At 65.1% G+C, this 12655-nt stretch carries 11 protein-coding genes; 8 read left to right on the top strand and 3 right to left on the bottom strand.

Annotation, left to right across the window (positions count from 1 at the left end; genetic code table 11):
- The first annotated feature begins 191 nt into the window (after positions 1-191).
- The 8 genes from G7Y82_RS03860 (at position 192) to G7Y82_RS03825 (ending at position 9443) form a co-directional block, all read left to right on the top strand.
- Positions 192-698, top strand: coding sequence for a nuclear transport factor 2 family protein (locus tag G7Y82_RS03860; protein WP_168146708.1), 507 nt, complete (start codon positions 192-194; stop codon positions 696-698).
- Positions 699-774: 76 nt separating this feature from the next.
- On the top strand, positions 775-1635 hold the full coding sequence (locus tag G7Y82_RS03855) for an alpha/beta fold hydrolase (protein ID WP_168146707.1): 861 nt from the start codon (positions 775-777) through the stop codon (positions 1633-1635).
- A gap of 19 nt (positions 1636-1654) precedes the next feature.
- Positions 1655-2545 carry an alpha/beta fold hydrolase gene (locus tag G7Y82_RS03850; RefSeq protein ID WP_168146706.1) on the top strand — a complete coding sequence of 297 codons (891 nt, stop codon included), beginning with the start codon at positions 1655-1657 and terminating at the stop codon, positions 2543-2545.
- A gap of 142 nt (positions 2546-2687) precedes the next feature.
- Positions 2688-5204: a DUF1302 domain-containing protein gene (locus tag G7Y82_RS03845; RefSeq protein WP_168146705.1), complete on the top strand. Its 2517-nt coding sequence runs from the start codon at positions 2688-2690 to the stop codon at positions 5202-5204.
- 337 nt (positions 5205-5541) lie between these two features.
- Positions 5542-6666 carry an OmpA family protein gene (locus tag G7Y82_RS03840; RefSeq protein ID WP_168146704.1) on the top strand — a complete coding sequence of 375 codons (1125 nt, stop codon included), beginning with the start codon at positions 5542-5544 and terminating at the stop codon, positions 6664-6666.
- Positions 6667-6680: 14 nt separating this feature from the next.
- The gene (locus G7Y82_RS03835) at positions 6681-7529 is read left to right on the top strand and encodes a hypothetical protein (protein WP_168146703.1); all 849 of its coding nucleotides are present in this window, start codon (positions 6681-6683) and stop codon (positions 7527-7529) included.
- Between the two features lie 134 nt (positions 7530-7663).
- Complete coding sequence (locus G7Y82_RS03830) at positions 7664-8512, top strand: UDP-2,3-diacylglucosamine diphosphatase (RefSeq protein WP_168147125.1); 849 nt, start codon at positions 7664-7666, stop codon at positions 8510-8512.
- Positions 8513-8591: 79 nt separating this feature from the next.
- Complete coding sequence (locus G7Y82_RS03825) at positions 8592-9443, top strand: UDP-2,3-diacylglucosamine diphosphatase (protein ID WP_436286661.1); 852 nt, start codon at positions 8592-8594, stop codon at positions 9441-9443.
- A gap of 82 nt (positions 9444-9525) precedes the next feature.
- Here the strand turns inward: G7Y82_RS03825 and pmbA are convergent, their stop codons facing one another.
- Genes pmbA through G7Y82_RS03810 form a run of 3 tightly spaced genes read right to left on the bottom strand, consistent with a single transcriptional unit; the run spans position 9526 to position 12590 of the window.
- Positions 9526-10887, bottom strand: coding sequence for a metalloprotease PmbA (pmbA, locus tag G7Y82_RS03820; RefSeq protein WP_206370305.1), 1362 nt, complete (start codon positions 10885-10887; stop codon positions 9526-9528).
- A gap of 3 nt (positions 10888-10890) precedes the next feature.
- Complete coding sequence (murU, locus tag G7Y82_RS03815; protein ID WP_366515606.1) at positions 10891-11595, bottom strand: N-acetylmuramate alpha-1-phosphate uridylyltransferase MurU; 705 nt, start codon at positions 11593-11595, stop codon at positions 10891-10893.
- Positions 11592-12590, bottom strand: coding sequence for an aminoglycoside phosphotransferase family protein (locus tag G7Y82_RS03810; RefSeq protein ID WP_168146701.1), 999 nt, complete (start codon positions 12588-12590; stop codon positions 11592-11594). Before G7Y82_RS03810 ends, murU begins: the two co-directional genes overlap by 4 nt.
- Between the last annotated feature and the right edge of the window lie 65 nt (positions 12591-12655).

Raw genomic sequence — 12655 nt, 5'->3', positions numbered from 1 at the left:
AAGACCGTCGTCACTCGCGATGGGTGTATTTAACCGCAGCTTGTTGCGTCGCAGCAATTGATCTTTTTTGGCCCCGTCGTTTAGAAAAATTCAATTGGCTCCCGGGGTAGCCGCGCAGCTCATCCATTCGGACCGGGTTGATATTCCGGGCAATGGCTACTGTGGACCCGATTCCGCCGCAAAGATTCCCTATGCCGACCGATGACCTGCACGATCTGCTGCGCCGCGTACGCCGACTCGAAGCCATCCGCGCCATCGAGCAGCTGAAGTACCGCTATCTGCGCGCCTGCGATCGCAAGGACCCCGATGCATTTCGAGACTGTTTTGTCCGCAGCGGCGCCGACATCGATTACGGACCGGTCGGCCGCTTCAACGATCGCGAGGGTCTGGTCGAGGTCTTCAGCCAGGTCGCACTCGCCCACCATGGCGACGGTTGGCTCGTGCATGACGTCCACCACGGCAAACACCCGTCGATCGAGCTGATCGATGATCAGACCGCGAGCGGCGAATGGACGCTGTGGTTCATGCAGATCAACCGCCTGGATGCCTCGGTCACGCAGGTGTCGATGGAGTACCGCGACCGCTATATCGTCGATGATGGCGAGTGGAAGATCGCCAGCACGCATGTCACGCCGATGACGACGCTGCGCGCGCCGATGGCCGAGGGCGCGTTCACCGCCTCGATTCCGTTGCGCTGAATTCGCCGCGCGCCCCGAGCACCGGCGGCGCCGGCCCGTATACTCGTGGGCTACACGCCGCCACCGACGCCCGCCTGTGCCGAGTCGCTCCGAGTTCGTTCGCATCCGAGGTCTGCGCTATCACGTCCGCCGCTGGGGCGACCCGTCACGGCCGCTGCTGATCCTGGGGCATGGATTTCTCGACGCGTCGGCCACCTTCGAGGACCTGGCGACTGAGCTGCTGGCGCATTGCCAGATCGCCGCGCCCGACTGGCGCGGCCTCGGCCATACCGAATGGCCGGCGGACGGCTACTGGTTCGCCGATTACGTCGCCGACCTCGATGCCCTCGTCGATCACTACGCCGGTGCGAGCGGCACGGTCATGCTCGCCGGACACAGCATGGGCGCGCAGGTCGTCAGCCTCTATGCCGGTTTGAGGCCAGAGCGGGTCACGCGCCTGGTCGTGCTCGATGGTTTGTTCGTGCCGAATATGTCGCCGCAGCTCGCGCCGGATCGTTACCAACGCTGGCTGACGCAGCTACGCCGACCGCTGCGCGCCAAGACCTATGCCTCTTACGAAGCACTGGCGGAGCGCGTCCGCGTTCAGCACCCGCAGTTGAGCGAGGCGCGTGCATTGTTCGTCGCGCAGGGCTGGGGCGCCGACGATGGGCGCGGTCGCGTGCGACTGCTCGCCGATCCCCGCCATCAGCTCAACATGCCGGGGCTGTTCCGCGTCGACGAGTCGATGGCGATCTGGCGCCGCGTCACCGCCCCGACCCTGATCGTCGATGCCGCCGAGTCGTTGGGCCTGAAGACCATCAGCCATGAAGAGCGCGAAGCCCGGATCGCCTGCTTCGCCCATCGCGAGCACATCACGATCGCCGACGCAGGGCACATGCTGCACTTCGACGCCCCGCGGGAAACAGCGGCCGCGATAGCCGCGTTCCTTTGCCGCTGAACGAAGCGGAACGCTCGTCATGTCTGTCGTCGTCAGTGCCTATCACGACCGCACACAAGCCTGGCAGTCCCGGGCCGGCGGCGGGCCGCTGCTGCGCGGCCGCCGCTACGACGGGCCGCCTCATACGATTCACTTCGTGCACGGCAACGGCTTCTGCGGCGGCGTCTACTGGCCACTCCTGGCAGGCCTGCTGCCGGACTACGGCTTGTTCTGTCACGACATCGAAGGCCATGGCGCCAGCGAGCCTCCACAGCACTTCTCGGGCACGCCCGCGATCATGCGCCGTATCGAGCCGGTCATCGCCGACCAGGGCCTGGCCGGTAAACCGCTGATCGGCATGGGCCATAGCTACGGCGCCGCACTGACGCTGTGCGCGGCCGCCGAAAATCCGCAGCGCTTCGGAGCGCTGGTTCTGCTCGACCCCATCCTGCTGCCGCCATTGCACTACGCGGTCACGCGCCTGTCGGCCGCCGTCGGCGGCAATCCGCTGTCGCGCGGGGCACTGCGGCGCCGCGATCGCTGGGAGTCGCGCGACGCGGTCCGTGCACGCCTGCAAGGCCGTGGCATCTATCGCGGCTGGCGCGACGACGCCTTCGAGTGCTTCGTCGAATACGCCACGCGCGACGACGCCGATGGCTCGCGGGTGCTGTGCTGCCCGAAACAAGAAGAAGCGGCGATCTTCAATCACCCGATCTACCCCTGGCGCGCGTGGCCGCACATCCACTGCCCGGTGCTGGTGATCATGGGCGCCGACAGCTACCCCTTCCTTCGGCATAGCGCGCGGCTGATCCGCAAGCGACACCCCGCCGCGCATCTGCAGGCCCAAGCCGGCGGCCACTGCTTCATGCTCGAAGACCCGGATCGCACGGCCGCCACCGTGCGCGACTTTCTAAAGTCCTGCGGGTATTGAACCCATTTGCTGAAAAAGTGCGCGTATGTGCTTCGCGTGCCATTTTTTTTGCATTGCGTCCGTGGTACGTTCGGCCATAACCATGACGTAGTCCCATCTTCGTCCTGGTAAATGCAGAATCTGGGACATCGGGGAGATAAAAATGAAGGGATGGAGGATTGCGGTCGGCGCTTCCGGGGTCGCGATCGCGATGGCAAGTGCGCCCGCATTTGCATTGAGTTTCGACATGCTCGACGGCGACATCACGGGCACTTTCAACACCACGGCCAGTCTCGGCGCCGCGATCCGCACGGAGTCGCAGTCGAAGAATCTGATCGGCAAGGCGGACCTCACCCCAGGCGGCTGCAGCGGTCAGTATCAGACCTGCCAGGGCTTGTTCCGCGATCAGGTCTACCCGTCCGAGCGCCTGGGCAGCCTGCCCGGCGCGTATGCGATGCGCACCGATGACGGCGACATCAACTACAACAAGGGCGATCTGACGCAGGCGGTCGCGAAGATCACCCAGGACTTGTCGCTGAACTGGAACAACTTCGGCGTCTATGCCCGTTGGCTGTATTTCTACGATTTCGTCAACAACGACTTCAACGAAACGCATCGCAACATCATCACGCCGCAGAACGTCGATCAGGTCGGCATCACCGGCGACCCGATCTCCAACCGCTACTTCACGCACGTCTATGGTCCGGGCGGCTACGAAAAGATCCGCCGCACCGACGGCGAGACGCTGCGCGCGGTCGGTTCCGACTTCCAGCTGCTCGATGCCAACTTCTACGGCTCGGTGCCGATCCCGTTCTGGGAAGGCCACGACCTGACGTTCAAGATCGGCCGTCAGACCGTCAACTGGGGCGAATCGACGCTGCTGGCAATCGGCAGCATCAACTCGGCCAACCCGGTCAACGCCAACAACCTCTACCGCGTCGGCACCCAGGTCGAGGAAGTGTTCACGCCGATCGGCATGGCGTTCGCCAGCTTCGAACCGTTCTACGGCGCCACCATCGAGGGCTTCTATCAGCTCGAATGGCAGCCGATCGACGCGCCGCCGCCGGGCAGCTATTTCGCCACCAACGACCTCGGCACCAACAATGCCGGCGACAGCGTCAATTTCAGCTTCGGCTCGGCGGCCGACGATCCCGAGCGCGCATTTGATGGCGACACCGCCAATACGCGCAAGGGCTATCTCGACAATCCGCTGACGTTGATCACGCCGACCACCGGCACGCTCTATCGCCAGCGCGACTGGGAGCCGAGCACGCACGGCCAGTTCGGCGTGGCGTTCAAGTACTACGCGGAAAACCTCGGCTCCGGGACCGAGTTCGGCGCGTACTTCATGAACTATCACTCGCGCCTGCCGTACATCAGCTTCTTCGCAGCGCCGACCTCGTGCAGCCACAACGCCAAGGTCGTCAACACCGTGACGTTCTTCCAGGCCTGCGGCAACATCCCGGCGGTCGCCGACGCGACCGCGCGTCAGCAGCTGCAGGCGGACTCGATCAATCTGATCGCCAATCGCCCCGGCGTGCTCGGCGACCTGGGCGCGCTGAGCAATCCGGTGGCTGCGTTGCAGACCCTCAACGGCCTGCTGCTCGGTGGCGACCCGAACGCGACGCTGTCGGATTCCGCCGAACTCGACAATCCGCGCATCGTGTTCGAGTACCCCGAGAACATCCACATGTTCGGCGCCAGCTTCAACACCTCGATCGGCGATTACTCGCTGCAGGGTGAAGTCTCGTACCGTCCGAACCAGCCGATGCAGGTTTCAATCGCCGACCTCGGCTTCGCAGCGCTGGCGCCGACGCTGACGAGCTGCGGCAACACGCAGACCTGTCAAGGAACGACCGCCGGCTACGGCTTCGCCGAAGACGGCTCGCGCACCTACTACGGCAGCAGCGACGTCGATTCGGCGCATCCGGATACCGTCAACCTGCTGGTCGGCCACCTGCCCGGCTCGGCGCGCTCGTATCCGAGCTTCGTCATTCCGTATCGCGGCGGCACCGTCGGCGAAAACCCGGGCACCGACTACTCGCAGAAGCTCGATCGTCACAACCCGGGCTATATCCGCGGTTACGAGCGGCTCGACATGTATCAGTTCGACCTCGGCTTCACGCGCGTACTCGGCAACACCGACAACTTCATCGGTGCCGACCAGATCCAGCTGGTGGGCGAAGCCGGTGCGGTATGGATTCCGGGCCTGCCGCCGCTCGACGAGCTGCAGATCGATGCGCCGGGCGTCTACACGCATGCCTCGGCGGGCGCCGACGGCAGCGGTGCGAACGGCTCGCGCCAGGCCTGCTCGACGAACAAGGCCTGCTACAACGGCCCGGACGGTCTGCGCTTCAACCCGCATCAGGCCAACCTCAAGGACTTCGTCGACAAGTTCTCGTGGGGCTACCGCCTGATCAGCATCATCAAGTACGAAAGCGTGCTGCCGTCGATCAGCCTGCAGCCGATGCTGATCTGGTCGCAGGACGTCAAGGGTACGTCGCCGGGGCCGGCAGAAAACTTCGTCGAGGGCCGCAAGTCCATGGTCGCCACGCTGGAGACGCGCTATCGCAGTGCGCTGTCGTTCACACTGGGCTATACCTGGTACTTCGGCGGCGGCGAAAACAACCTGTTACGTGATCGCGACTTCGCTCAGGCCTTTGTCCGTCTGCAGTTCTAGTCACTGTCTGACCTGTCATGTTTTGGTAAGCCCGCCTAACGGCGGGCTTTTTTTTGTGCGCTATATCACGCGCCCGGGCTAAATGTCAGATTTTTCCTACTTCCATTTGTATGTTTTTTCTTTAAATTGACAAGGGAGGGAGACAGCTTCGAATACAAACGCAGGTCGCCGACGGAGAAGACGTTCGGCCGCCGGCGTTTCGTGCGTCACGGTGGTAGCGAAGTCGCGCGATGTGGGCTGTGTTCCCAGGGTAGAGGCAAGGAAGTGTGACGCCGGCTGCATGCGCGAAGGGACGACAAGGTTGTCGGGCCGGCTCTCTCGGAACATTGGAGTTCTCATGAAAATTGCATTTGGGGTCATCAGCGCCGCAATGGTGCTGGCAGCATCCGCGGCTCACGCTCAGGATGCCGACACGTCGGCAACGCCGAGCGACGAGTCCAGCACCAGCAGCGATACCACCCTGTCGACCGAGCTCGTTTCACCGAGCTATATCGGCATTCAGGGTTTCTATCTGGACCCGGACAAGGATCGCGGCTTCGGCAATGCCGACACCAAGCACGGCGGCGGCATGGACGTGCTCTACGGCTGGCAGAGTGAAAAGCGCTGGGGTTATGAGCTCCATGGCTGGTACGAAGGCATCGAGACCGGCAAGCAGCTGCGCACCGACTTCTATAACTACGGCCTGGGCGCGGATCTGTTCTATGCGTTCGGCGACCGTACGCATTTGACGCCGTTCGTGCTGGTCGGCGGCGGCGGCACGTACAACGACATCTACCCGAACGGCGCACACGACGACGGCTTCAGCGGCTTCGTCAATGGTGGCGTCGGCGTTGTCACCGGTCCGATCACCAAGACCGGACAGATCCGCCTGCGTGCGGACGTGCGCTACGTCTACGACTTCTTCGCCGAGAACTACGGCGACATTCGCTACTCGCTCGGCATCGAAATCCCGCTGTTCAAGGAGAAGCAGGTCGAGGTCGCGGCAGCGAACACCGAACCGCAGGTCGTCAAGGTCCCGACCGGCCTGCTCGACAGCGATGGCGACGGTGTTGTCGACGACAAGGACAAGTGTCCCGATACGCCGGCCGGTTCGCGCGTCGATGGTGACGGCTGCCCGCTCGACAAGGTCATCAACCTCAAGGGCGTGACCTTCGAGTTCAACAAGACCCGTCTGCGCCCGGATGCCGAAACCATCCTCGACTGGGCCGTCGGCATCCTCAAGAAGTATCCGGACATGAAGGTTGAAGTGGCCGGCCACACCGACAACATCGGCAGCGACAGCTACAACCAGAAGCTGTCCGAGGGCCGTGCGCAGGCGGTGGTCCAGTACTTCGTCGATCACGGCGTTCCGCAGGACCAGATGACGGCCAAGGGCTATGGCGAATCCGAACCGATCGCCGACAACAGCACCGCCGACGGCCGCGAGCGTAACCGCCGCGTCGAACTTCGCATCCTGAACTGATTGGGGCTCCACACATGAATCTCTCTGACATGCTCAAGAAAACCCTGATCGCCGCCAGCATCGTGGCGGTCTTCGGACTCGCCGGCTGCGAAGCGGATGGCACCGGACAGGACAGCGGCGCCATCATCGGCGACGACGGCAGCAGCGGCGACGGCAGCGATGCCAACGGCGGCCTCGGCCCCAACGACGGGTCGGTTCCGACCGTCGTCAACGAGGACGACGATGGCGACGGCGTTGCCGAAACGCCGGTCGGCGAAGACGGCCAGGGCTTCGTCTGCAAGACCGGTGCAGCGGCCTACGGCACGGCGACCACCGAAGTCGGCAGCGGTGGCCTCGTCGGCGGCCTGCTCAACACCCTGCTCGGCGTGCTGGGCGGCGACACGCTGACGACGCTGCTCGCCAGCGTCACCGAACCGGACAACGTCATCGACGGTGATCTGTCGACGTATGCCACCTTCACGCAGACGCTCGGCGGCCTGGTCGGGCTCGACTCGGTCGATGAGTCGGTGATCTTCCCGGACTCCGTGCCGGCCGGCACGTATGCGGTCTTTGGCCTGTCGTTCCCGGCCGGCACCGTCGATGCATCGCTGCTCAACCAGATCACCGTCAGCACCTATGACGGCGACGCGTCGACGCCGCTGGAAACGGTGGACTTCACGCAGAACGCGGTCGACCTGCTCGGCGCCACGGTACTCGGTGACAAGTCGATCTTCCTCGGCATCAAGACCAAGAAGGCGTTCACGCGCGCGACGGTCTCGCTGTCGACGACGCTGCTGTCGGCCAACGTCGGTGACGCGATGTACGTGCACGAACTCTGCACGGGCGGCGACTTCGTCACCGCACCGACCGATTCGGGCACCTGATCGAGGCGGTGAAATGAACGAGGGCGCGGTGGCGACACCGCGCCCTTTTTCGTGGGCGCGGCGCAGGCGCATTCATCAAAACGTCATCACGCCGTCACATGCCAATCATCGCCATCGCCGACGATGTTCGCGTCATGAAAGCGACGACGCCACGCAAGAAGCCCCGCTCCGCCGCCGGCAGCAAGCCGCGCTACCGCACGATCTGGATCTCCGACGTGCATCTCGGCACGCCCGACTGCAAGGCCGAGCATCTCGTCGAGTTTCTCAAGCGCAATGACTGCGAGACGCTCTATCTGGTCGGCGACATCATCGACGGCTGGCGCCTACGCAGCACCTGGTTCTGGCCGCAGGAGCACACCAACGTGGTGCGCAAGATTCTGACCAAGGCCAAGCGCGGCACCCAGGTGCTCTACGTGACCGGCAACCACGACGAGTTCCTGCGCAAGTTCGTCGGCTACGAACTCGAAATCGGCAATATCCGGCTCGTCAACGAGCACGTCCACGAAACAGCGGACGGTCGTCGGCTGCTGGTCCTGCACGGTGACCTGTTCGATGTCATTACGCGCTATCACCGCTGGATCGCGCTGGCCGGCGATGCCCTCTACAACGGCACGATGCGCTTCAATCAATGGTTCAACCGTGGCCGCGCGCTGTTCGGCATGCGCTACTGGTCGCTGTCGGCCTTTGCCAAGCAGCACGTCAAGACCGCCGTCAACGTGATCTCGACGTTCGAGACTTCCCTCGCCCACGAATGCCAGCGCCGTGAACTCGACGGCGTGGTCTGCGGTCACATCCATCATGCGGAAGCGCGCGACATCGATGGTGTGACGTACTACAACTGCGGCGATTGGGTCGAAAGCTGCACGGCCCTGGCTGAGGACTTCGACGGCAAGATCCATGTCGTGCGCTGGGTCGAACTCGACCACCTCAACCGCACCGCGCCCGCGGTTGTTCCCACTCCGAAGCTGCGCGACGCCGCCTGATCCGCCACCGCGGTCACGGAGCAGGACCCAAGTCCTGCCGCCGTGCGCCAAGCCTGGCAGGAAACTTGCTGGTCAATAAATGACCGCGGCGCACGCCTCGTCGCCGGGTCGAGCGGAGACAAGGATGCGCTACCGCAGCTTATGGATTTCGGACGTCCACCTTGGACGCACCGGCTGTCAGGCCGAACTGTTGGCGGACTTTCTGCGCCACCACGACTGCGAGCGGCTCTATCTGGTCGGCGACATCATCGACGGCTGGAAGCTGCGACAGAACTGGTATTGGCCGCAATCGCACGCCAATGTCGTCCGCGAGATTCTCAGCAAGGCCGAGCTCGGCACGGTGGTGCACTACATCACCGGCAACCACGACGAGTTCATGCGTCGCTACGTCGACCATGCCATGCATTTTGGCAACATCTCGATCGCCAACGAGGCAATCCACCACACGGCTGACGGCCGCCGCCTGCTGGTGCTGCATGGCGACGCCTTCGACATGATCACGCGCTACTTCCGGCGCATCGCGATCGCCGGCGACGCCGCGTATCACGGCCTGATGCGCGCCAACATCGCGATCAACCGCGTTCGCGCACGCTTCGACAAGCCGCAGTGGTCGCTGTCGGCCTACGCCAAACACCAGGTCAAGCGTGCGGTGAATTTTGTCTCCGCGTTCGAGGACGCCGTGGCCCGTGACTGCCGTCGGCGCGGCCTCGATGGCGTGATCTGCGGGCACATCCACCACGCCGAGATGCGCAAGATTCACGGCGTGACGTATTACAACTGTGGCGATTGGGTGGAAAGCTGCACGGCGCTGGCCGAGGACATGAACGGCCGTTTCGAGATTCTGCGCTGGAACGACCTGCAGGAGTCGACGACAGCATCCGACAAGGTCACGCCAATCAAGCAGGCGCAGCGGCCCGCGAAAACCGCCTAGTTCGGAAAGCCGGCTTCGCGACATTCGCCGCGCAGCACCCTGCGGCGCTGGCGCAGCGCCAGCGACCGCTTAGTGCCCGCGCTTAGTGTCCGGCGACCGTCATGCCGTCGATCAGCACCGATCCGCTTCGCGTATTGGCGTGCACGTCGACATCGTTGCCGACGGCGATGATCTGCTTGGCCATATCAAGCAGATTGCCGGCGACCGTGAGCTCATCGACCGGATAGGCAATCTCGCCATTCTCGACCCAGAAACCCGCCGCGCCGCGCGAGTAGTCACCGGTCACGCCGTTGACGCCGTGGCCGAGCATCTCGGTAACCAAAAGGCCCTCGCCCATCTCACGCAGCATGCCGTCGAAGTCGAGCGTGCCGGGCTCGGCGATCAGGTTGAAGACACCCCCGGCATTGCCGGTCGTCTGCAGGCCAAGCTTGCGCGCCGAGTAGCTGCCGAGCAACCAGCCTTCGAGGCGGCCGCGCTCGACCAGCGTCCGGTCGCGCGTCGCCACGCCTTCGCTGTCGTGATAGGCGCTGCCGGACGCACGCAATAGGTGCGGTGCCTGGCGCAGGCTCACCAACGGCGAGAACACCTCGCTACCGAGCCGGTCGAGCAAGAAGCTGGCCTTGCGATATAGCGCACCACCGGACATCGCGCCGATGTAATGCCCCCAGAAGCCGCGCGCCAGCTCCGGCGGCAGCAGCACCCGCGCACGCCGCGTCGCCAGCTTGCGCGCGCCGAGCCGCGCGACCGTGCGCTGGCCGGCCTTGGTGCCGACGGCGTCGGGCGCCATCAGTTCCGCCGGCACGCGCGAGTTGCTGTACCAGTAGTCACGCTGCATGTCGTCACCGACACTGGCAATCACCGCGCAACTGAGGCTGTGACGGGTACCGCGCCGCGCCGCAAAAAAGCCATGCGTGTTGGCGTATGCCGAAATGCCGCGATGACTGGACACGCCGGCCCCTTCGCTGCCGGTGATACGCGCATCCACGGCCAAGGCCGCAGCCTCACAGTTGCGCGCCAGATCGACGGCGGCGTCGGCATCCACGTCCCAGGGATGGTCGAGATCCAGATCCGCGGCCGGCGGCGCCATCAACGACGCGTCAGCCAGACCATTGCACGGGTCCTCGCCCGTCGCGCCGGCGATCGCCAGCGCGGCGGCGACGGCCTGTTCGATGCCGGCATCACTCCAGTCGCCAGTCGTCGCGTGGCCTTTGCGCTGGCCGATATAGACCGTCAGGCCGAGGTCGCGGTCCTGCTGGAACTCCAGGCTCTCGACCGCACCCTGGCGCACGTTGACGTTGAGGCCACGGCTCGCCGACAGGCTGGCCTCGGCGGCACTGGCGCCGCCGGCACGAGCACGGCTCAGCGCCATGTCGAGGCGCGATTGCAGGAGTTCAGCGGCCGGCAGGTCGGCAGCGCGGGATTCGGTCGTCGTCGGCAGCGTCATGTCTCAAGCTTTGGGGACGGAGGCGGTGGATTGCAAGCGCGCGCGCAGCGCGGTCAGTCGTTCGGGCGTCCCGACGTCCGACCACAAGCCGTGATGATGGGACGCGCTGACGCGCCCTTCGCGGGCCGCGGCACGCAGCAGCGGCGCAATCGGAAAGGCCGATTCGGCGGTGCCGTCGAGCAGCCGTGGATCGATGACGGAGATGCCGCTGAAGGTCAGGCGCTGCTCGCCGGCCGGTTCGACGACGCGGCCGTCGGCGATGCTGAAATCGCCACGTGGATGGTGCTCGGGATTGTCGACCAGCACCAGATGCGCGCGCTGCGCGTCGTCCCAGTTCGCGGCACGGGCCAGCAACGCCGCCCAGTCGAGGTCGGTGTAGACATCGCCATTGACGAGCACAAACGGCGCATCGCCGAGCAGCGGCCGCGCGCGGCGCAGCGCGCCGCCGGTTTCCAGCGCCGGCCAACCCTCGTCGGACCAGGCGATGTGCAGGCCGTAGCGCTGACCATCGCCGAGCCGGTCGCGCAGTTGCGCGCCCAGCCAACCCTGGTTGATGACGACATCGCGCACGCCCGCCGCATGGAGCCCGAACAGATGATGCTCGATCAACGCGCGCCCACCGACCTCGATCAGCGGCTTGGGCATGCGGTCGCTGAGCGGCCGCATGCGCTCGCCGCGCCCGGCCGCAAGGATGAAGGCACGCGTCACGCCATCCCCAGCTCATCGAACAAGCGCAACAGCGGCGCCAGTTCCGGGTAGCGGCCGGCGACCTCGCGCACATAGCCGATGAAGCGCGGCACGTCGTCGAGATAGTGCGGTTTGCCATCGCGGTAGCAGATGCGCGCGAAAATGCCGATGACCTTCAAGTGGCGCTGCACGCCCATCCAGTCGAACTGACGAGCAAAGGTTGCGTCATCCGGCACCGGCAGGCCGGCAGCGCGGGCGCGCTCGACGTACTGTGCTCGCCAGGCGTCGACGCGGGCTGCCGGCCAGCTCAGGAAAGCATCCTTGAACAGGCAGACCACGTCGTAGGCGAGCGGTCCCTCGACCGCATCCTGAAAGTCGATGACCCCAGGATTCGGATCGGAAATCATCAAGTTGCGCGGCATGTAGTCGCGATGCACGTAAACCCGCGGCTGCGCCAGCGCCGATTCGACGAGCCGTTGCCCGACGCCGGCCAGCGCCGCGACCTGCACATCGCTCAGCGTCGTGCGCAGATGCCGGGCGACGTACCAGTCCGGGAACAGCGACAGCTCGCGCTGCAGCAGCGCCGCATCGTACGGCGGCAGCACGCCAGGGCGGCTGGCGCCCTGCCAGCGCACGAGCGCATCGATGGCATCGGACATCAGCGCGTCGGCGTTGTCGGCGTCGATGACGTGAAGGAAGGTCTGCCGGCCGAGGTCGCTGAGCAATAAATAGCCACGCTCGAGGTCCTGGGCCAGCACCTGCGGCGCATGCAGGCCGGCGTCGAGCAGCAGGCCCGAGATCTGGATGAACGGCTCACAGTTCTCGCGCTCCGGCGGTGCGTCCATGACGATCCAGCTGTGCGCGCCGTCGCGCACCCGAAAATAGCGGCGAAAGCTCGCATCCGCGGAAGCCGGCGCGAATTCGGCGTCGTGCAGTCCCAGGGTCTGGAATGCCCAATCGCGCGCGGCGCGGGCGCGCGGGTCGGTCTCGGCGGCAAATTCATGAGGGTCTGACACGGAAGTCTCGCGCTGGCGTCCATCGGAGGCGCCGGCAGCTTACCCGAAGCGCGCCGGCACTTCGA

Origin of the sequence: Solimonas marina (assembly GCF_012241385.1) — a bacterium.
Lineage (GTDB): Bacteria > Pseudomonadota > Gammaproteobacteria > Nevskiales > Nevskiaceae > Solimonas > Solimonas marina.
The sequence above is the reverse complement of the archived record's forward strand: the minus strand, read 5'-3'. Positions and strand labels throughout refer to the sequence as shown.